At 70.3% G+C, this 20413-nt stretch carries 14 protein-coding genes; 7 read left to right on the forward strand and 7 right to left on the reverse strand.

Annotated features, from left to right (window positions below; all coding sequences use genetic code 11):
* Positions 1-605: 605 nt before the first annotated feature.
* Positions 606-1907 (reverse strand): DUF5685 family protein, encoded by a 1302-nt coding sequence (locus tag ADL29_RS17455; protein ID WP_053924597.1) that lies wholly within the window; start codon positions 1905-1907, stop codon positions 606-608.
* 204 nt (positions 1908-2111) lie between these two features.
* On the opposite strand from ADL29_RS17455, the gene ADL29_RS17460 reads away from it, so the two are divergent.
* Both ADL29_RS17460 and ADL29_RS17465 read left to right on the forward strand, forming a co-directional pair.
* Entirely contained in the window at positions 2112-2633 is a 522-nt protein-coding gene (locus tag ADL29_RS17460) for an Lrp/AsnC family transcriptional regulator (protein ID WP_053924563.1), read from the forward strand.
* A 337-nt stretch (positions 2634-2970) separates the two neighbouring features.
* Entirely contained in the window at positions 2971-4764 is a 1794-nt protein-coding gene (locus ADL29_RS17465) for a M4 family metallopeptidase (protein ID WP_053924564.1), read from the forward strand.
* A gap of 72 nt (positions 4765-4836) precedes the next feature.
* Here the strand turns inward: ADL29_RS17465 and ADL29_RS17470 are convergent, their stop codons facing one another.
* The 3 genes from ADL29_RS17470 to ADL29_RS17480 all read right to left on the reverse strand — a co-directional run bounded on the left by ADL29_RS17470 (position 4837) and on the right by ADL29_RS17480 (position 7847).
* Complete coding sequence (locus tag ADL29_RS17470; protein ID WP_053924565.1) at positions 4837-5718, reverse strand: DMT family transporter; 882 nt, start codon at positions 5716-5718, stop codon at positions 4837-4839.
* Between the two features lie 108 nt (positions 5719-5826).
* On the reverse strand, positions 5827-6612 hold the full coding sequence (locus tag ADL29_RS17475; RefSeq protein ID WP_053924566.1) for an SDR family oxidoreductase: 786 nt from the start codon (positions 6610-6612) through the stop codon (positions 5827-5829).
* A gap of 152 nt (positions 6613-6764) precedes the next feature.
* Positions 6765-7847 carry a sugar ABC transporter substrate-binding protein gene (locus ADL29_RS17480; protein ID WP_078971074.1) on the reverse strand — a complete coding sequence of 361 codons (1083 nt, stop codon included), beginning with the start codon at positions 7845-7847 and terminating at the stop codon, positions 6765-6767.
* A 336-nt stretch (positions 7848-8183) separates the two neighbouring features.
* Here ADL29_RS17480 and ADL29_RS17485 point away from each other — a divergent pair, with 336 nt between their 5' ends.
* The 4 genes from ADL29_RS17485 to ADL29_RS17500 all read left to right on the forward strand — a co-directional run bounded on the left by ADL29_RS17485 (position 8184) and on the right by ADL29_RS17500 (position 15318).
* On the forward strand, positions 8184-12275 hold the full coding sequence (locus ADL29_RS17485; RefSeq protein ID WP_053924568.1) for a hypothetical protein: 4092 nt from the start codon (positions 8184-8186) through the stop codon (positions 12273-12275).
* Between the two features lie 316 nt (positions 12276-12591).
* Positions 12592-13002, forward strand: coding sequence for a DUF2795 domain-containing protein (locus ADL29_RS17490; protein WP_053924569.1), 411 nt, complete (start codon positions 12592-12594; stop codon positions 13000-13002).
* Between the two features lie 200 nt (positions 13003-13202).
* Entirely contained in the window at positions 13203-14921 is a 1719-nt protein-coding gene (gene ctaD, locus ADL29_RS17495; RefSeq protein WP_053924570.1) for an aa3-type cytochrome oxidase subunit I, read from the forward strand.
* A gap of 4 nt (positions 14922-14925) precedes the next feature.
* Positions 14926-15318: a cytochrome c oxidase subunit 4 gene (locus ADL29_RS17500; RefSeq protein ID WP_053924571.1), complete on the forward strand. Its 393-nt coding sequence runs from the start codon at positions 14926-14928 to the stop codon at positions 15316-15318.
* A gap of 18 nt (positions 15319-15336) precedes the next feature.
* Here the strand turns inward: ADL29_RS17500 and qcrB are convergent, their stop codons facing one another.
* From qcrB to ADL29_RS17515, 3 genes are read right to left on the reverse strand one after another with little or no spacing between them, the layout of a single operon-like run.
* Positions 15337-16962: a cytochrome bc1 complex cytochrome b subunit gene (gene qcrB / locus ADL29_RS17505; protein WP_053924572.1), complete on the reverse strand. Its 1626-nt coding sequence runs from the start codon at positions 16960-16962 to the stop codon at positions 15337-15339.
* A gap of 27 nt (positions 16963-16989) precedes the next feature.
* Positions 16990-17484 (reverse strand): DUF6328 family protein, encoded by a 495-nt coding sequence (locus ADL29_RS17510; protein ID WP_053924573.1) that lies wholly within the window; start codon positions 17482-17484, stop codon positions 16990-16992.
* Between the two features lie 20 nt (positions 17485-17504).
* Positions 17505-17852 (reverse strand): Ig-like domain-containing protein, encoded by a 348-nt coding sequence (locus ADL29_RS17515; protein WP_053924574.1) that lies wholly within the window; start codon positions 17850-17852, stop codon positions 17505-17507.
* 366 nt (positions 17853-18218) lie between these two features.
* Between ADL29_RS17515 and ADL29_RS17520 the strand changes: the two genes are divergently transcribed.
* A complete protein-coding gene (locus ADL29_RS17520; protein ID WP_053924575.1) occupies positions 18219-20369 on the forward strand; it encodes a SpoIIE family protein phosphatase in 2151 nt (716 codons plus the stop codon).
* Positions 20370-20413: the final 44 nt, after the last annotated feature.

The following is a 20413-nucleotide window of genomic DNA, read 5'->3' on the forward strand; positions in this document are numbered from 1 at the left end:
CCTCACCGGGAAACGGAGGATGTTTCACGGCGCTGCCCGTGTCTGCGCCCCTTGCAAAGCCACCTCCCCGTACCCCCAATGGCGCCGCCTGGTCGTCCGTTCTGGTGCCGCCCAGGAGTAGCGGAATACGCAGCGATCGCCACTGCGCTGCGCCGGCCCGGTGTCCCGCCGTGCGTGATCAGCGGAGAACATGCCGTCCCCCTCGCCTACTACGCCGGATGCGCCTCACGCCAGACCAGCGGCCCCGATGCCAGCACCCACCCTCGAAGGCATCAAGGCATCAAGGCAGCCGCACCCCGCATGCCGACCGCCGTCATCGTGCCAGACGGCAACGAGCCTCCCGGCTACGCTCATGACTGGCGCCCCACCCACCTGCCGCACGAGCCCTGTTGGGCATACGTGCCGTCGTCGGCAGGCCGCCAGGGACGGAAGCCGTGACGCACCCACCGCCGATCGTTCCGGTCGCCCGCCATCACCCCTTTCCCTCCAGACCCAGGTGGCTCAACTGCCGCCGGAAGTGACGGGTAATTGGTGCAGTGGCGCGCTTATCGGGCGCGCCACTGCAAGCCAACGGACGGCCGTCGCCGGGCGGGTCGGCTGCCGCCCTAACCGCAGTCGCAGCAGCAGCAGTCACAGCAGTCGCAGCAGCTGCTGTCGGCTCCTCCGCAGTCGCAGTTGTCACAGCAGTCGCTGCACCATCCCTCACGCTTCTTCCGCGACCACGGGCCCTCGTAGTGGTCGGCGCAGCAGACCTGGCAGGTGCAGAACAGTCCGGTGGCGACCGCGCAGCCCGCGATGAGCCCGCGCCGCTTCTTCGGCTGCTGCGGCTCGCCGCCGCTCCAGCCGCCGCCATGGCCCCCGCTGCCGCCGCCCGGCGGCACCGGGCCCCCGGCGTACGGGGCCTGCGGACCGTTCAGCTGCTGACCCTGGACGTAGGGGCCGCCGGCCGGCGGCCGGCCGTACTGCGGGGGCTGCTGCCCGTACTGGGGCGGCTGCCCGTACTGGGGCGGCTGGCCATATCCGGGCGCCCCGGGCCCCTGGTGGGCGCAGGTCGCCGTCCCGAACGCGCGGTCCACCGAGCGCCGCAGCTCGTGTACCAGCAGTACGTGCACCAGGGCGGAGTCGGCGAACTCCACATCGCGCAGGGCGAGGCGGATGCCGTGTACGGCGTCGTCGCACAGCCGGCGGGCCTCGGCGAGGGTGGCGCCGGTGGCGGTGAGCGGGTTCCAGGCGCCTTCGGCGGCGTCGGCCGTGCGGTCCTCCACCGCGTCGAGGAGGTGCGCCAGCCGCCCGAAGAGCCGCCCGGCCTCGGCCAGCGGTGCGGCGTTGCCCGGCCGGCCCGCCAGCACGGCGGTGTGCGCGAAGGCCGCGGCGGTGGCCGTCTCGGTCGGCTCGGTGATGACCGTCAGCGGGGTGCCGGGCCCGGCCAGCTCCTCGATGCCCACCTGGCGGTCGACCGCATCGACGAGTACGGCGGTGTCGAAGCCGAGAGTAGCGCCGGTGCGCGCGCCCGCCCGGTCCCAGCCGGCGGCGACCTTGCGCGCGGCGGCGGCCACCGGCCGGCGGCGCAGCAGCCCGTTCCCGTCGGCCACGTGGTCGCGTATCTTCGCCGACGCCAGGACGAGGGACACCGAGGCCGCCAGCCGTGCGCCCTCCCCCTTCGCCACCGAAGCGGTCCGCATCCCGCGCAGCGGGCAGGGCCCGGCGGTGCGGCGCGCGGCGTCCGCCGTGCCGGCCTGAGCGTCCGTCAGCACGGACACGATCAGCCCGTCGTAGTTGGTGACGACCCGGGCGAACTGCCCGTGATCGGCCCGCAGGGCGAGACAGAGCCCGCACAGATGGGCCATCCACTCCGCCTTGAGCCCTTGGGTCAGGCGATGGGTGCAGGGCCTGACGATTCCGAACACGTGGAAACCCCCGGTGAAGACGATGTCGGCGTAGGTGGTGCGCATGTCAGCAGTGGCAGGGAATTTACCGGGCTCACCGCTGACCTGGGCACACGCCCCTCGCTCGGGTCTGAGTCGACGGAAATGTCGTCAGCGGGCCGCCCGGCGTGCCATTGGTACAGTCCGGGAACCGGCACCCCCAGACCGTAAGGAACCCGCCCGGCCATGCCCGTCGACGCCCTGGACGCCAAGATTCTCCGGCTGCTGCTGGAACAGCCGCGGACCAGCGTGCGGGAGTACGCCCGGGTCCTCGGCGTGGCCCGCGGGACGGTGCAGGCGCGGCTGGACCGGCTGGAGCGGGACGGGGTGATCACCGCGTACAGCCCCCGGCTGTCCCCCGCCGCGCTCGGCCACCCTCTCCTCGCCTTCGTCCACATCGAGGTCACCCAGGGGCATCTCGAGGAGGTGGCCGCCGCGCTGGCGGAGGTGCCGCAGATCATCGAGGCGTTCTCGACGACGGGCGGCGGGGATCTGCTGACCCGGGTGGTGGCCCGGGATGCGGCGCATCTGGAGGATGTGATCCAGCGGCTGATCAGCCTGCCGGGCGTGGTCCGCACCCGTACGGAGATGGCGCTGCGCGAGCGGGTGCCGCACCGGATGCTGCCACTGGTCGAGGCGGTGGGCGGCACCAGTACCGGCACGGGCACGGGCACCGGAACCAACTCCGGCACCACGAGGGCACGCTGAGCCGCGGGGGCGCCGCGCGGCCCTGCTCGTGCCCCCGTTCATGACCGGCGGCCGGTGAGACGCAGATCTCAAGGAGGGCGGAGCAACCCTCCGCCCTCTCCTGGGGTCTCTCCCCCCAGCACCGGGAACACAGTTGGTCACGCCACGGCTACCCAAGGCTGATCAATTGTCAAATTTCGATTTAACCCGGTCGAAAAGCGTACTTCTGGCTTTACATGCACATGCCAGGTCCCGCAGGGTGTGCCCGGGGTCACCCGACCCCCGCGGTGCACAACAGCGCCGCGCGTAGGGGCGGTTGGCGAGCCGGCCGCCCCCTTGTGCACAAAGGACCACATCTGTGCGTAGACCCCACATACGCAGCCTGGCGATAGCCGTCGCCGCCGCGACGGCCGCGTCCGTCGCGGCAGGCGTGGCAGGCACCGCCGCCGCGACCCCCTCGGTCACCCGGGACTCCGCTCCCGTCTCCTCCCCCTCCCACGCGACGATCGTGGACGCGGCCCGCGCCGCCGCGTACGCCCACGCCTCCGCCACCGGCGTCGGCACGAAGGACAAGCTCAAGGCCACCGACGTCCTGGTGGACCCGGACGGCAAGCAGCACGTCCGCTTCATACGCACCCACCGCGGCCTGCCGGTGCTCGGCGGCGACCTCGTCATCCACCTGGACGCCAAGTCGGCCTACCAGGACGTGACCCGGGCGTCCCGGCGGCAGGTCGAGGTGACCTCCACCAGCCCGAAGCTGTCGGCCGGGCAGGCCGAGGCGAAGGCCGCCGACGCGGCGAAGGGCCAGGCCGGCACCGCCGAACTGGTCGTGGACGTCCGCGCGGACCGTGCGGCACTGGCCTACCAGGTGGAGGTGACCGACAGCCGCGCCGACGAGGCCGGCGGCATCCGTACGGTCGTCGTCGACGCCGCCACGGGGTCGGTGCTCAGCAACGTCCCGGCCAACGACTCCTTCCTGTCGCCCGCCGTACAGGAAAAGCTGCGCAAGCGGGGTGAAAAGCTCCGCCCCGTCACCGGGTTGACCGGCGCCCCGGCGGACCGGACCGAGGCCGCCACGGCCACCGGCAAGCCGGGCGCCGCCGGCACCGGCGCATCCCTCTTCGTCGGCACCGTGCCGCTGACCACCACCAAGACCGCGAAGAAGTCCTTCACCCTCAAGGACCCCACCCGCGGCAACACCGAGACGCGCGACGCCGGCGGCAAGGAGCTGGAGAAGTACACCGACGCCAAGGCGTTCACCAGCACCACCAACCGCTGGGGCAACGGCACCACCAGCAGCCGGGCCACCGCCGCCGTCGACGCCCAGTACGGCATCACCAGCACCCTGGACTTCTACAAGAAGACCTTCGGCCGCAAGGGCATCAAGAACGACGGGCGCGGGGCGCACGCCGTGGTGCACTTCGGCAAGAACATCGGCAACGCCTTCTGGTCCTCGGACTGCGGCTGCATGCTCTACGGCGACGGTGACGGCAAGACCTTCACCAAGCCGCTGGTCGTCCTGGACGTCACCGGCCACGAGCTCACCCACGGCGTCGTGGACGCGACCGCGAACCTCCAGCCCACCCGCGTCGACGAAGAGGGCAACCAGTTCGGCGAGCCGGGTGCGCTCAACGAGTCACTGGCGGACATCTTCGGCTCGTCGGTCGAGTTCTCCGCCAACAACCCGAAGAATCCGCCCAACTACCTGATGGGCGAGAAGCTCGGCCTCGAGCAGAAGTTCCTGCGCCGCCTGGACAAGCCGTCCCTCGACAAGCTCGAGGGGACGGTCGACTACTGGTCGAAGGAGGCGTACGACACCGAGGTGCACGCGGGCTCGGGCATCTCATCGCACGCCTACTACCTCCTCGCCGAGGGCAGCGGCAAGAAGGTGATCGGCGGCGTCGCCTACGACTCCCCCACCTTCGACGGCTCCACGGTGAAGGGCATCGGCCGGACCAAGGCGACGGCGATCTACTACCGGGCGCTGACCCGGTACATGGTCTCCACGACCGACTTCCACGACGCCCGGACCGCGACGCTGAAGGCTGCCAAGGACCTCTACGGGGCCCACAGCACCGAGTACAAGACGGTGAACAAGTCGTGGGCCGCCGTGAATGTCACGGCTGCCAACGCACCTGCCGCCAAGCACTGACAGCAAGCCTGCCACCGGTGCCCCCGTCTTGCGGCGGGGGCACCGTGCTGCTGCCACCGGCGGCCGCCGCCCTCATGGGCGCGCCGCCGTGACCGGCCCGCTCACCACGTCCTGGGTGAGCGCGACGCGGGAGAGCCGTACGGCGCCCCAGAGCACCAGCGCGACGCCCAGCGCCTCCGGGAGCAGCCACCAGCCCGTCCGTACCCGCTCGTCGAAGAGGGTGACGCCCAGGGACAGGCTGACCAGCGCGTCCCCGAGGGTGAGGACGGGCTGGGAGGCGGTCAGCGGGCCGGACTGCATGGCGTTCTCCATCAGGAACAGCGCCAGCACACCGACGGCCGCGAAACCATAGGTCTGCCAGGTCAGGAAGAACTCGCCGGGGCCGCCGTGCTGCCAGGCGTGTGTCGCGTCCTTCATCAGGGCGGCGGTCAGCGCATAGGCGACGGCGGTCGAGGCGCCGAAGGCCGCCGCCCGTACCGCGCCCGCCGGCCGGCGCAGCGCCACGCCGACGGCCAGGACGATCACCGCACCGCAGGCCGCCAGCGCGCCGATCCAGCGGTCGAGCGGCGCATGGGTGGTGCCGACGGTCGGCGCGGCCGCCGCCAGCGCGGTGCCCAGCCCGGCCACCAGCAGCCCGACGCCCGTCCAGCCCTCGCGCGAGACCCGTCCGCCGAGGAGGAGCCGTCCGATCAGCAGGGCGAACGGCAGCTCCAGTACGAAGAGCGGCTGCACCACCGACAGCGCGCCCAGTGACAGCGCGAGCGCCTGGAAGGCGGCAGCGGCGACGACCGCGAGCATCCCGCCGAGCCACACCGCACGGTGCAGCAGATCGACCAGCAGCCCGAGCCGCAGCCCCGGCGCCAGCGGCACCGTACGCGCCGCGCGCCGCTGCAACACCGTGGCCAGCGCATTGCTGGCCGCCGCGAGCAGCGCGAACAGGACGGCCGGCCACATGGCGCGCGCCACCACCTCCTCACCAGCGGTGCCCCCTGCCCCCGTCCTTGACGCTAACCGGACGGGTTCCGGGGCGCCCGGCGGGCGCAAGGGCCCCGTACGGGCGGGTCAGTGCTCCTGGGCGGTCGGCCGCACCATGATCTCGTTGACCGCGGCATGCGGCGGCTGAGTGATCATGAAGGCGACGGACCGGGCGATGTCCTCCGCCCGCAGCCAGCTCTCCTGCGGCATGCCGAACGCCGAGGTGCCGCCGACCGTCATCTCCGTCGTCGTCATCCCCGGCTCGACCAGCCCGACCCGTACGCCCCGCCCGGTCACCTCCTGGCGCAGGGACTCGCTGAACGCGCACACCGCGTGCTTGGTGGCCGAATAGACGCTGTTGCCCTTACGGGCCAGCCGCCCGGCGACGGAGCTGACGGTCACCAGGTCGGCGACGCCGCGGGGGCCGTCCTGCGCCGCGCGCAGCAGATGCGGCAGGGCGGCATGCGACAGCCGCAGCACGGCCTTGAGGTTGAGGTCGACCATCCGCTCCCAGTCGTCGGGGTCGCTCTCCTCCACCGGGGCGCGCGCACCGTAGCCGGCGTTGTTCACCACCACGTCCAAGCGGCCGAAGTGGCGCACGGTGTCCTCGACCGCCTGACGTGCCGCCCCCGGGGCGGTCAGGTCGGCGGTCAGCGGGAGGGCCGCCGCGCCCTGCGCGCCGATCGCCTCGCCGGTCCCGGTCAGGCGGTCGGTACGGCGCGCGACCAGCGCGAGGGAACACCCCAGCCGGGCGAGCGACAGCGCCGCCGCCTCGCCGATCCCGCTGGAGGCACCGGTCACCAGCGCGACGCAGCCCGCCAGTGGCCGTTCGCCGGTCCCGGCCGGGGTGTGAGGGGGCTCCTGGGCAGTCATGGCGTACCTATACCTCCCGGGGCCGGCCGGTACGCCATGGACTCCGTTCGTGGAATCCGCCCGTGGAACCCTTCCGCGCAATCCACCCCTTACGCCCCAAATGGGCTCCCCGTGTACTGCTCACGGGGTCCGGGCGGTGCCGGGGCGGGGGGTCACTCCAGCCCGAGCGACTTGCACGCGGCGGTGAGTTCCTTGGTGCAGATCCAGTCGGCGGGGACGGCGCCGTCGCTGACCACGGTGTCCGCCAGGTTCTTGCGGGTGACGATCTGCGCATCGAAGAGCTTGGCGGGAATCCCGTTCTTGCTCTTGCTGTCGGCGGTCGTCGGCGTGAAGGACTTGATGCTCTTGCCCCGCAGGAGACGGTAGGCGATCTCCGCGGCGGTCTCGGCCTCCGGCCTGACCTGCTTGTAGATCGTGAACGACTGAGCGCCGCTCACCAGGCGCCGCAGCGCGGCGAGATCGGCGTCCTGACCGCCGAGCGGCACATTCTTGAGGCCGGCCGACTTCAGCGCTTCGGCGGCGCCGTCCGCCATGCCGTCATTGGCCGAGTAGACGGCGTCGAAGCCCGTCGATCCGTGGGCCTTGATGACGTCGTTCACCGCCTTCTTGGCCTCCACCGCGGACCAGTCGGGAATGTCCTTCTCGAAAACAATCTTGTGGACCTTGTCGTCCAGGACTTCGTGCGCGCCCTTCTTGAACCACGGGGCATTCGGGTCGGTCGGCGAACCGTTCAGCATGACGACATCGGCGCTCGCCGCCTGGGACCCGAGCGCGGCGAGGATTCCCTTGCCCTGCAGCTGGCCGATCTTTTCGTTGTCGTACGACACATAGGCCGAGACATCGCCCTCGGCGAGCCGGTCGTACGCGACGACCTTGACACCCTTCTTGGCGGCCTCGTCCACCCAGCTCTTGGCGGCCTGGGCGTCGACCGGGTCCAGGATGATGACCTTGACGCCCTTCTTCACCAGCGCCTGGAACTGCCGCTTCTGGATGTCCACCTGCGCACCGGCGTTGCGGTAGTCCACCTTGCATTCGAGGCAGAGCGTCGAAAGCCGGCTCGTAATGATCCGGCGGTCGAATGCCTCGTACCGGGCCGCTTTGTTCTCGGGCAGGAGCAGTCCTACGTACTCCTCCTTGGCACCTGCGTCGTCATCACTGTTTCCACAGGCCGCCAAAGGCGCGGCAAGGGAGAGTGCCATTGCGCCAGTGATTATACGACGCAGTGCTGCATTCATTTTCAGGTACCTCCGCAAGGGGCCGCCCTGACCGGCCCGGAACGGCTGAAAGTGAACGTCACCGCTGCCCACATCGTCAAGAAACGAAGCAGGAACGAGACCGAAAGCGCGCCGAGCGTTGACAATCCGAAGCCGGACAGGGGGCCGGCCCGTCGCCGCCGCGAAACGCGGGTGCGGCATTCCCCCACCGCCCCTCGCCACCCCGCACCACGCTTCGCAAATCCGACCATTTGCCGAGTGGGGACAAATGACTCCGCTGCCGGCCGCGGTGTCAGTGGGTGCCCGTACGGTGGACTCGACGATCACCGCACGGGGGAAAGACGGGGGCGAGGGCGCATGGGTCAGCGCGTGGAAAAGGACGGCTACACCGCGGAGATGACGGACGATCTGGAGATCGTCTACCGCAACCCACGGGGGCGGCAGCTCAAGCAGTTCCCCAAGCAGCTGGCCGGAGCGCGGGACCTGGACGCGCTGTTCAGCACGCGCAAGCAGCTGCGGCAGCAGGGCGAGGCGTGCCGGATCCGGGCCCGCAGGTGGGCGCAGGCGGGCGTGAGCGTTCCCCGTGCGCTGGCGGATGCCGATCCTCAGTGGCGCAAGGCGCTGGAGGGCAAAGGTGTCGCGCTCACCGAAGAGCTCGGCGAGGGCGGGTTGTTCGCCCGTACGTACACCGGATTCGACGGCCGGACGGTGACCCAGCTGCTGCCCGAGGAGCTGATCCCCTACCGCGATCTGCTGATGCGCGCGGAGCGCTGGGAGGCCGACGGCCTCTTCTCCACCGGGATCCCGGACCCTTCCGACGGCGAACTCCCCTTTCCTGAGCGGATCATCGCCGCTCACCCCGGCGAGGAAGACCTGGCCGTCCGCAAGATCTGCGCCCTGCAGAGCGCGACCGGGGACTGGGCGGACGTCTGGAAGAAGGATGTCGACGACGTGCTCCGGGACCTGGAGGGGGCCGCGCCCGCGCTGCTGGTCACCCTCCTCGACGAGATGGCCGACCTCGCCCTGCGTGAGGAGGACGATCCGGCGGCGGCCGCCTGGTTCGGGCGCGCCCGCAGGACCGCGCGGCTTCAGGGGTACAAAACCGACAAGGAGTGGCTGCGGAAGCGCTATCTCACCTACGCCGAGGGCAAGGCGCTTTCCGCGACGGCCCTGCGGGACTGGGCGCGCGAGCTGGCCGTCAAGGGAGTGGCGACGGAGGGGGATCTCACCGCCTTCCGGGAGGTGGCGCTCCGCCGCGTCCGGGCGAGCCACGAGGCGTATCCGCAGCTGGCCGCCGATGTCCGCAAGATCGCCAAGGCGGCCGGCCTGGAGCCGGAGAAGGAGCTGGCCGTGCTGCTCCGGGGGATCTTCGCGGCCGGCGGGGTGTCGCTGAGCGACGAGAAGTTCTGGACCGACTGCCTCAAGGGCCGGGCGTTGGACCTGCTGGGCGACCATGCGCCCGAGGCGGCCGGGCAGATGCTGAAGGTACGTCCGCGGCATTACGGCGACGACCAGGAAGTGTGGCGGCGGCTGCTGGAGCGCACCGGTGCGCTGGCGCTGCTCACCGGTGAGACCCCGGGTCTGGCCGCCGGCGAGGCGGCCGCCTGGCTCTCCGGCTGCGCCCTGAGCAGCAGCGGCTGGAACAAAGGCCCCTGGCCCGTCCTCTACGACCTGGCCGAGAAGATCGCGCCCAAGCTGGCGGCCGACGGCGTGCCTGTGGAGTTCCGCTACTCGCGGGTGGACGAGCGGGACGACAAAGTGACGCCGCTCGACCTCATCGATGTCCTGCTGGAGCACGGCGCACCGGTCGCCGACCCGCCGGAAGCCCTCTCCCTGTCCCGCCTGAACAGGCTCACAGCGGACCGCCGGCCGAAGCTGGTGCATCTCCAGGCCGACGCGCGGTTCGCCCGCGAGCTGCGCGCCCGGGTCCGCGCCGATCTGGAGATGACCACCGTGGACGTGGCGTCGAACCGCTGGTACGAGCCCCACCAGACCAAGGGCTGGAACAGGATCCCGGCCCTGTTCGACAACCCGGTCGGGCATCAGGAGCTGCGTGCCTGGTGCGACCGCGAGCGCGCGAAGCTGCGCGCGGGTGTGGACCTCGAGGAACTGGTCCTGCTGCTGGGCCGCTTTGTGCATGTGGGGGCGGCGGTGGACCGCGTCCTCAAGGATGCCGGGGCGGCGGAGGAGTTCGCCGCGGTGGATGTCCTGCCGCTGGTGGTGGCCGAGATGCCCGAGAGCGTCTCGCGTGCCCAGGTGGTTGCGGTACTGGAGAAGATCCGGCCCAGCCATGTCGTCAATGACCAGGTCTCGGGCAGCAACAGCAGGGTGATCCCCGAAGCACTGCCCCAGCTGGCCGGGCCGGCCGGTCGCAGGGCCGCCGCCGCCCTGGTCAAGGCCGTCAACTGCCGTGCGGGGCTGGAGCTGCTGGTCCGCCGCTTCACCCCCGTCGAAGAGGGCGCCGAGGAGAAGCCGAAGCAGACCCCGGCGGCGCCCGCGGCGCGGCAGGAAGCCCCCCTGATACGGGTGAGCCGTCAGCTGATGGAGCTCGCGGAGTCGTCCGCTCCCGTCTGGGACGGTGATCTGGCGTCCGCCAGCGCGGAGTTCGAGTGTCTCTACGGGGTCCACGGGTTCCGCCGGACGCACGCCGACGCCGCGGCGCTCGCCCTGCAGGCCGTCTCCTCCGCGGGCAACGGCGACACGGCAGGCCGGGCGCGCCGGTCCCTGCTGGAGTATGCGGCCCACCCCATCGTCTCCGGGAAGCCCGGCCGCTGGCGGTTCATCGACTGCGAGCTGCCCGAGGGCATTCCCCAGGATCCTGCGGGCGCCCGCGTGGTCACCTGCGGTACGGCGTTCAAGACGGCCACCTCCGCCGCGTGCGAGCTGGGCTCGAACGGCCGCGGCCGCAGCCGGACGCTGTGGGAGTACGCCCCCGACGGCGTCTTCTGCGAGGACGGCCCGCTGGCCGCCGCCGGGGCGAAGCTCACCCGCTCCTATGTGCCGGAGCCGGTCCGCCCCGGCAGCTGGTTCGTGCGCTTCGCCGAGCTGTACCGCAAGCACGGCCCCGCACCGGTCCGCCCCGAGCTCGCGGCCGCCTTCGCCGAACGGCTGGGCCTCACCGCGGCGGAGGCGACGGTGCTGCTGACGGCGTACGTCCCGGCCGCGCCGCACGAGCGCGCGGAGCCGAGCGACTACGACCCGGGCAGCTCCTACTACGCGCTGGGGTCCTGGAAGATCCGGGAGGCGGAGGCCGAGCGCGCGGTGGCCGCCCTCGCCTCGGCGCTCGGCCCGGCACTCGTCGCCACGCTCTACGACAAGCTGCTGCCCGACGATCCCGAGCAGCTGTGGACCACCGGCCCCGACGTGGACCGCGCCGCCGAGTGGTGGCTGCGGGAGTTGGGCAGCCCGCTCCCGGTGCCCACCGGACTCCTTCCGCTGGCCGCCAAGGAGACCCTGCCGCCCAAGGGCGAGCCCGCCGGGTCCCAGCACCGTTGGCCGTCCCTGCGGCTGCCCGCCCTCACCGGCCGCATCGCCACCGGGGCGGACTGCCTCGCCCCCGACCCCTCGGGACTGGCGGGCGAGCCCCAGCTGCTGGCCCTCCCGAGAGTCGCCGCCTGGCTCGCCTACCGCACTCCCGTGGGCGATCCGCTGCGCCCCGCGATCGGCGCGGCCATCTCCCGTCTGCGGACGGAGCTGGCCTCGGGCCCCGGCCCCCTCACCCTGTTCTCGCTCCAGTCCAACTACCTGATGGGCGACGCCCCTTCCACCGGAGCACTCACGTCCCACCCCGCCGTCACGGAGGTGTACGACCCGACGTACTCCATGCGCGACCTGCGTGTGGACCCCGCGGCCCTCAAGGGCCCCGACGACCCCGTCCTCGCCTCGCTGGACGCCTACCTCGACTCGCCGCTCCCATCCCAGTGGCTGCCCACCGCATCTGGCCTGCCCGCCGTGGCGGATCTGCGTCTCCTGCTGAGCGACGACTTCGCCGCGCTCGGCGAGCATCTGGCCACCGACGACGGCCGCACCCCGGGCTGGGAACAACACCCCGGCCGCTCGGTGCCCCACCTGATCGAGACATGCACCGGAGCGTGCGGCCTGGGCGAGGACCCCGCGGCGCTCTATCTGATGCTGCTCGCCCTCCCCGACCCAACGGACCGCAACGTCCGGACATGGACCGCCTGGAGCCCCAGCCGCTTCAAGGCAGCAGTCGCCGAACTCGCCGCATCAGGCCTGGTGGTCCGCGGGGACCGGCCCCGCGCGGGCCGCTCCCTCTTCCTCCCCGGCACCTGGCAGGAACGCAAGTCCCCACGCCTGCCCATAGAAACCGCCAAGCTCGGCCTGCTGCCCCTGGCCAGGGAACACCGCTCCACGTCCCATATGGCGGCGGTACCGTCCGGCCCGCTGCCGGCACTCTTCGAGCGCGCGTGGCAGGGGCGTACGGGCTAGGCAGCGACCACGCCCTCTCTTCGTGCGTCTCCTCGGAGGTCCCCGGGCCGCCGCTGCGCGCCGCCGAGCGGTGCGGACGACAGGCCAAGATGCGATCTCCGCGCGCCGGGCGTGCGATGGATGAGGAGGTGTTGTCGGACGGCGCGTCCCGCAGGGCGTGGTGCCTTGATGTTCGGGCTGGTCAGCCTGCCGCTGCGGACGTCGTGCGCAGCGGCGGTCACACCGTCCTGTGGCATCGGCTCCGGCGCGGGGCCGCCCATGGCAACGAGGTGCCGAACGAGGAGATCGTCAGGAGCTCCTGGAGGCGAAAGTGGCCATGCAACACGGTACGGACAAGACGGGCCCCGCCCGGGACGACATCATGAAGAAGCAGCTGCGCGCAGAGATGACCCGGGATCGTTCGCTGCGTACGGCTGAGGAGCGGGCACTTCAGCCGTCCGGGGAGGATCAGCCCGAGACCGCTCAGGCGCCCGACACCGCGTTCCGGGGCGGCACCCCGCACGGGATGTCCCCGGAGGACGTGGCGGTGCGCTCCGAACTCGCGCAGCACCTGGGCCGGAGCGTGTATCCGGCCGACCGGGTCGCCATCGTCGAAAGACTCGTGCGGGACAACGCGCCGGACCGTTTGATCGCACTGGCCAAGCGACTTCCGGAAGGCGAGCGGTACGGCAATGTGCAGAGCATCGCCGTATCCCTCGGCCTCGGCACGGAGGACCTCAGGGACTGATACCGCGCACCGAAAGCGGGTACCGCATACCGAAAGCGGGCCGCCGCCGGTCCGCCGAACTTTTCCACAACACCCGCCGGAAGACCTCGGGTGGGCGCTTTCCACGCGTTCGGCATGGTATGAGGGAAGCACCTTGACGGGCATTTGATTCCCTTTGTTCCTATTATCATGTGCCCTCGCCGTGACGAGAGGGAGCGCCGATGGCACGAATTGAGCGGGACTTCCGTGGCACGGAAGAAGAGAAAGACCGCTCCATTCCCGGCCGGACGATTCTGCGGTGGATCACCACCACCGACCACAAGGTCATCGGCAATATGTACATGGTGACCGCGTTCGCATTCTTCCTGCTGGGCGGAACACTAGCCATGCTGATGCGGGCGGAGCTGATGCGGCCCGGCCTCCAGATCATGTCGAACGAACAGTACAATCAGCTTTTCACGGTCCATGGCACCATCATGATGCTGCTGTTTGCGACGCCGATGTTCGCGGGCTTCGCCAATGCGGTGATGCCGCTCCAGATCGGCTCCCCGGATGTGGCTTTCCCCCGGCTGAATGCGTTTACCTACTGGGTTTTTCTGCTCGGCGGCACCATGGTGGCTTCCGGGTTTCTCATCCCCGGCGGGGCCGCGTCGTTCGGATGGTTTGCCTACGCACCGCTCAACGGGCCGGTGTTCTCCCCCGGCAAGGGGGCGGATCTCTGGACCATGGGGTTGGTGGTGGCCGGTCTGAGCACCATTCTGGGGGCGGTGAACTTCATCGCCACCATCGTGTGCCTGCGCGCTCCCGGTATGACGATGTTCCGCCTGCCGATCTTCACCTGGAACGTGCTCTTCACGTCCGTACTCGCCCTGCTGGCTTTTCCGGTACTGACGGCCGCGCTGCTCGTCCTGGAGGCGGACCGGAAATTCGGGGCGCATGTCTTCGACGCTTCCTACGGGGGCGCGCTGCTGTGGCAGCACCTGTTCTGGTTCTTCGGGCATCCGGAGGTGTATATCGTCGCGCTGCCGTTCTTCGGGGTCATCACCGAGATCATCCCGGTATTCAGCCGCAAACCGGTCTTCGGGTATGTCGGCATGGTCGGCGCCACCATCGCCATCACCATGCTGTCCGCCTCGGTCTGGGCGCACCATATGTTCGCGACCGGCGCCGTGCTGCTGCCCTTCTTCTCCGTGATGTCGTTCTTCATCGCCGTACCGACCGGGGTGAAATTCTTCAACTGGATCGGGACCATGTGGGGCGGCAGCATCTCGTTCGAAACACCCATGCTGTGGAGCATCGGGTTCCTGGTGTCCTTCCTGCTGGGCGGGCTGAGCGGCGTACTCATCGCCTCACCGCCGCTGGACTTTCACCTCACCGACAGCTATTTCATCGTGGCGCACCTGCATTATGTGCTGTTCGGCACCGTCGCGTTCGCAATGTTCGGCGGATTTTATTTCTGGTGGCCGAAATGGACCGGGAAGATGCTCGACGAGAGACTGGGCAAGATTCACTTCTGGACCCTGTTCATCGGCTTCCAGGGCACTTTTCTGGTGCAGCACTGGCTGGGCGAGAGCGGCATGCCGCGCCGTTACGCGAACTATCTGACCGCGGACGGGTTCACCACATTGAACACCGTTTCCTCCGCCAGTTCGTTCCTGCTGGGCGCCTCGACGCTGCCGTTTCTGTTCAATGTCTGGCGCACCCGCCGGTATGCGGCCAAAGTGGAAATGGACGACCCGTGGGGCTTCGGCAGGTCTCTCGAATGGGCGACCTCCTGTCCGCCGCCGCGCCACAATTTTCACACCCTGCCGCGTGTGCGCTCGGACTCCCCCGCCTTCGATCTGCATCATCCCGAGGTCGGCCTGGAAGCCATCGGCCCGGCGCAGGCCGGCGGGACGGGTACGGACGGCAACGCCACCCCCGACACCCTGAGCGAGTGACACCGTGAAAATCGAGTCGTATCTGTTCGGCGGCGTAGCACTCTTCTTTGCGGTGACCACCTTTGTCTACGGGTGGTGGTCGGACGTGGAACCGGCGGGGACGGCCGCGCTGACCGTCGCTTTCATCATGTCGTCGCTGGTGTGTTTCTTCCTTTTCATTCAGTACCGCAGACGCGGCACCCGCCCCGAGGACCACAAGGACTCCGAGGTGCAGCAGCGGTCCGGCCCCCTGGACTTCTTTTCGCCGCGCAGCATCTATCCGCCGCTCACCGCCGTGGGCTTCTCGATCGTGGCACTCGGAGTGATTTACGGGGTGTGGATCTTCTTGATCGGTATCGGGGTGCTGGCCGCGGGGGTCCTCGGTTTCATCTTTCAGTACGAGGAGCGCGACGGCTGAGGCATACGCAGGTGCCGATCACTCCTGAGGCGGTGCGTTCACCGCAGCGATGTTCTCCCGCTGTTCGTCGGTGACCGGCATCTCCACCTGGTCGCGGTAGAACCACTGGCTCAGCGTGATCCGCAGGCGCTCGTACCGGCTCAGCCCGGCCGCACCCGGCGGTTCCAGCTCCAGCGGGGCCGGGTCCGAGCGCGCGAGGAGCGTGAGCTGTTCCCGCCGGGGCAGCGGTTTCTGTCCCTCGGTCAGGTCCCCGTAGACCGATTGGCTCACCAGGCCCGATTCGTCGCCCTCGGCCAGCCGTTCCCGCTCGCGGTGCTGCAGTGCCAGACAGATCCCTTTGGTGATCCAGAACGCCAGCGGGGGTGCGACCACCACCGCCACCCGGAACACCCATGTCAGGGTGTCCAGCGAGAGCTCGAAGCCGAAGGCGATGAGGTCGTTTCCGCCGGCCAGGAGGAGGACCGCGTAGCCGACGATGCCGGCCACACCCAGGCCGGTACGGGTATGCCGTTCCCGCGGCCGGTCGCACAGATGATGTTCGCCGCGGTCCCCGGTGACCCATCTCTCGAAAAAGGGATAGAGGTAAAGGACCATGAACAGCACCCCGGGCAGCACCACGGCGGGCAGGAACACATTCCACATGACGGTGTGGCCCCACAGCCGGTTTTCCCATGGGGGCATGAGGCGCAACGCGCCTTCGAGGAACCCCACGTACCAGTCGGGTTGCGCATCGGTGGAGACCTGGTCCGCGCGGAACGGGCCGTAATTCCAGACCGGGTTGATCTGGGCCACCGCGCCGAGAACGGCCGTGCAGCCGAAGAGAATGAGGAACAGTCCGGTCGACTTGGTGAGCCACTGGGGCAGCATCGGCTGCCCCCTGACGTTCCTGTTCGTCCTTCCCGGCCCGCGCCACTGTGTGTGTTTGAGGAAGACGACGAGGATGAGATGCGCGGTGACCATCGCGATGAGAATGCCGGGCACCAGCAGGATGTGCACCGTATAGAGGCGCGGAATGATGTCCTGTCCGGGGAATTCGCCGCCGAAGGCGAAGAAGGAGAGATAGGTGCCGACGATCGGGATGGATCCCATGATGGTGTCCGCGGTGCGCAGACCGGTACCGGAGAGCAGGTCATCGGGCAGTGAGTAGCCGCAGAAGCCCTCCAGCAGCGCGAGCAGAAAGAGCGTCACCCCGATCATCCAGTTGCCCTCACGCGGACGGCGAAACGCGCCGGTGAAGAAGATGCGCAGCATGTGTACCCCGATGGCCGCCACAAAGGTCAGCGCCGCCCAATGGTGGATCTGCCGGATCAGCAGCCCGCCCCGCACATCGAAGCTCAGTCTCAGCGTGGAGGCGTAGGCCCGGGTCATGCGGGTGCCGTGCAGCGGTCCGTACGAGCCGTGATAGGTGCTCTCCGACATCAGCGGGTCGAAGAACAGGGTGAGGAACACGCCCGTGAGGATGAGCACGATCAGGCTGTACAGCGCCAGTTCCCCGAGCAGGAACGCCCAGTGATCCGGGAACGCCTTGCGCAGCAGCTTCCCCGCATCGGCCGCCGGAAGCCGTTCGTCCAAGCGACGGAATCCACGTTCGGCCGCCCGCCGTGCCGTGCCTTGCAGGCCTTCTTCACGCTTGCCGAAAGGCATGCACTGAGCTCCCTTTATCCGGCGGTTTCATTTCCTGGACAGGTAGTGGTGCCGGGCCCACAGGGGAAGCGCGAACCAGCACAGCAGGAACCACACCATCAGCCCCGCGACGATCCAGGGCACGGCGCTGTCGTTGACGGCGATGCGCAGGATCAGCAGAAGCGCCGAAGCGACGGTCGCCAGAAGGAGAACGGCCCCGACGACGGTGAGCCTCGATGCCCAGATCACCGTCTCCGGCTTGATGTGGCGTCCGGCGACGAACCGGTGCAGGGTCACCGGACCGACGAGCGCAGCCGTTGCGGCGGCGCCGAGCAGCGCCGTGACCACATAGATGGTGGTGTCGGTCGCGCTGAGGGTGGCGAATCGGGGGGTGAACACCACGGTGAGCAGAAAACCGAACAGAATCTGCACACCGGTCTGGGTGACGCGTACTTCCTGGAGAAGTTCACTCCAGCGTCGGTCGGCCCGCTCTTCCTCGGACTCGTGACGCCCGTGTGCCCGTTGCTGCCCAGGCGATTCCATACGGCCTCCCCTGTGCCGGTTCAGCCGTCGACCGTGACCTCGAACTGCTCCGGCGCGGCGCCCTCGGCGATGACGGTGAAAGTGGCGGTACCGGCCGCGTCGCCCGCCACGAGCGGTGGGGTCTCGGCGTATCCCTGGGCGTCGGTATGCGCGGTGACAGTGGTTTCCTCGCCTTCGAAAAGGGCCTGCTGGCTCATGGAGTCCCAGACGAACGTCACCTCGCTGTCGGCCACGGGAATGTCGGTTCGGCTGTCGACAAGCCGGGCCTTCAGCGGGTGGGCGAACGTCTGGTGGGGACGGGCGTGCTGCCCCGTTCCCCCGGCCGGCCGGATGGCCAGCAACTGACCCGAGCCCGCTTTCGCGCTCATACAGCCTCCTGACGAAGGGTCATGTGTGGATGGCGAGGCGCCCGGAATTCTTCCCGGGGGATTCCGGTGATGGTAAGCAGGGCGCGGTGCCGTCCTCGCGTATGACCGCCTCGTTTCCGGGGAGTTCCTGCGGTGGGGTGACAAGGGGCCCGCTGCGGTCTCCCCGCCCGGTCGGCGCCGCCGGGCCGCCGTTCCGCGCGGGCCGCGGCCTCGGTACGAAACCGCGCGGGCCCTGCGCACCGCGCGGCGCCCCGTGCGCGGCGCGGCGCCCCCGCGATCAAATGCCGCGGCCCGGCCGACGGCGTAACGTCAGCACTGTCCCAGGAGAATCCCCATGTCCCGACGGCAGCTGAGCGAAGGTACGAGATGAACGGCGGGGCCGGCTCCGATGCCGTGGACCGGGCGCTGCTCCGGGTGATGCTCGAGGCCGGGGCCTCCGCCTGCGGGCTCTATGTGCTGACGGCCGACGAGCCGGTGATCCAGCTGACCGCCATGAGCGGTATCCCGGCGCGGCTCATGGAGCCCTGGGGCCGGGTGGCGCTGGCGGCCCCCATCCCGGTTGCCGTCGCGGCACGCCGGGAGCGCCTGGTGTGGGTGGCATGCCATCAGCAGCTGGCCCGTGACTTCCCCCGTACGGCGGTGGCCGTGCCGTATGAATTCGCGCTGGCGGCGGCACCGATCAGCGACGGGTCCCGGTGTCTGGGCTCCTTGCTGCTGTTGTGGCCGGAGGGGCACGCACCGCAGCTGTCGGCGGAGGAACGCGAGGCGGTGGAGACGGGCTGCCGGCGTCTGGCGGCCGTACTGGCCAAGGGCCCCCTGGCCGACGGCGACACCTCGCCGGCCGGTGTGCGCGTCCTGTCGCCGCCGCCGGCACGGAGCGTGGACCTCGAGGAGGCGTTCGCGGCGGTCGACTACGCGGAGCGGCTGCCCGGCGGCGGCTGCGCGCTGGATCTGGAGGGGCGCATCACCATGGTCACGACCGGTGCGGCGGAGCTGCTCGGCGAGGCGGAGACCCGCCTGGTCGGTTCGCGGCCCTGGGAGCTCCTGCCGTGGCTGCGCGACCCGGTGTTCGAGGACCGTTACCGCGCCGCGGTGGTCAGCCGCCGGGCGATGTCCTTCACCGCCTACCGTCCGCCGAACCGGTGGCTCACCTTCCGACTGTTCCCGGACGCCCGGGGCCTGAGCGTGTGGATCAGCCCCTCGGACCGGGAGCACGGTCCCGCGGCGCCCATGCCGTCGGAGGACGAGGCCGTGCCCGTACGGGCCGGGCAGATCTACCACGTGCTGCATCTGGCGGCGGCGCTCACCGAGGCGGTCGAGGCACGGGATGTGGTCGAACTGGTGGCCGACCAGATCGTGCCGGCCTTCGGCGCCCAGGGCGTGATCATGTATGCGGCGGAGGCGGGCCGGCTGCGGACCCTCGGGTACCGGGGGTACCCCGCCGAGGCCATCGCCGCCTTCGAAGGCGTTGCGCTGGGCGCCGCCAACAGCCCCGCCGTCCACGCCCTCGCCACCGGGCAGCCCAGCTTCTTCACCTCGCCGGAGGAAATGGAACGCGACTACCCGGGGCTGCCGCATCTGACGGGCAAGGCGGCACGGGCCGTACTGCCGCTGATCGTCTCCGGCCGCCCGGTCGGCTGCTGCATCCTCGCGTACAACCGTCCCCGCACCTTCAGCCCGGAGGAACGCCAGATCCTGACCTCGCTGGCGGGGCTGGTCGCCCAGGCGCTGGACCGCGCCCGGCTGTACGACACCAAACAGCAGCTCGCCCACGATCTGCAGGCCGGTCTGCTGCCGCACCGCCTGCCCGCGGTACCGGGGCTCGCCGTCGCCGCGCGGTATCTGCCGTCGACCCGCGGGATGGACATCGGCGGCGACTTCTACGACCTGATCCGTCTCGACGAGGGCAGCGTCGCCGCGGTGATCGGGGACGTCCAGGGGCACAACGCGGCGGCCGCGGCCCTCATGGGGCAGGCGCGTACCGCCGTCCACGCCCATGCCACCGCCGGCGCCCCGCCGGGCGAGGTGCTGGCGCGGACCAACCGTCTGCTGACGGATCTGGACCCGGACCTGTTCACCAGCTGCCTGTACGCCCATATCGACGTGCGCACCCAGCGCGCCTGCCTCGCCAGCGCCGGCCATCCGCCCCCGCTGCTGCGCCGCCCCGGCCGTCCCACCGCGGTGGTGGACGTGCCCCCGGGCCTGCTTCTGGGCATCGATCCGCAGGCCCGCTACTCCGCCACGGAGATCGCCCTGCCCCCCGAGTCCGTACTGGCCCTCTACACCGACGGCCTGGTGGAGACCCCGGGCGTCGACCTGGAACGCTCCCTCGCCACCCTCGCCGCGCGCCTCGACACGGCCCCGCGCCTGAGCCCCGAGCGGCTCGCCGACGTCCTCCTGGAGAACCGGCATGCGGAGATGGACCGGCAGGACGATGTGGCACTGATGGTGCTGGCGGCGGAGGCGGCGCCCGGCGGGACCTGGCGGGCCGCTCCCCGGGCGCTGCCGCGCTCATGACCGGACCGTCTGCAGCCGCCGTATCCCCCGTTCCGCCGTATCCC

The sequence above is a fragment of the Streptomyces chattanoogensis genome (genome assembly GCF_001294335.1).
Taxonomy (GTDB): Bacteria; Actinomycetota; Actinomycetes; order Streptomycetales; family Streptomycetaceae; genus Streptomyces; species Streptomyces chattanoogensis.

Excerpts from the sequence above, each read along its gene's own strand:
- ADL29_RS17475 (WP_053924566.1), bottom strand. The coding sequence starts at position 6,612 with ATGACTGCCCAGGAGCCCCCTCACACCCCGGCCGGGACCGGCGAACGG.
- ADL29_RS17515 (WP_053924574.1), bottom strand. The coding sequence starts at position 17,852 with ATGAGCGCGAAAGCGGGCTCGGGTCAGTTGCTGGCCATCCGGCCGGCC.
- ADL29_RS17480 (WP_078971074.1), bottom strand. The coding sequence starts at position 7,847 with ATGAATGCAGCACTGCGTCGTATAATCACTGGCGCAATGGCACTCTCC.
- ADL29_RS17520 (WP_053924575.1), top strand. The coding sequence starts at position 18,219 with ATGAACGGCGGGGCCGGCTCCGATGCCGTGGACCGGGCGCTGCTCCGG.
- ADL29_RS17490 (WP_053924569.1), top strand. The coding sequence starts at position 12,592 with ATGCAACACGGTACGGACAAGACGGGCCCCGCCCGGGACGACATCATG.
- ADL29_RS17510 (WP_053924573.1), bottom strand. The coding sequence starts at position 17,484 with ATGGAATCGCCTGGGCAGCAACGGGCACACGGGCGTCACGAGTCCGAG.
- ADL29_RS17460 (WP_053924563.1), top strand. The coding sequence starts at position 2,112 with ATGCCCGTCGACGCCCTGGACGCCAAGATTCTCCGGCTGCTGCTGGAA.
- ADL29_RS17485 (WP_053924568.1), top strand. The coding sequence starts at position 8,184 with ATGGGTCAGCGCGTGGAAAAGGACGGCTACACCGCGGAGATGACGGAC.
- qcrB (WP_053924572.1), bottom strand. The coding sequence starts at position 16,962 with ATGCCTTTCGGCAAGCGTGAAGAAGGCCTGCAAGGCACGGCACGGCGG.
- ctaD (WP_053924570.1), top strand. The coding sequence starts at position 13,203 with ATGGCACGAATTGAGCGGGACTTCCGTGGCACGGAAGAAGAGAAAGAC.
- ADL29_RS17470 (WP_053924565.1), bottom strand. The coding sequence starts at position 5,718 with ATGTGGCCGGCCGTCCTGTTCGCGCTGCTCGCGGCGGCCAGCAATGCG.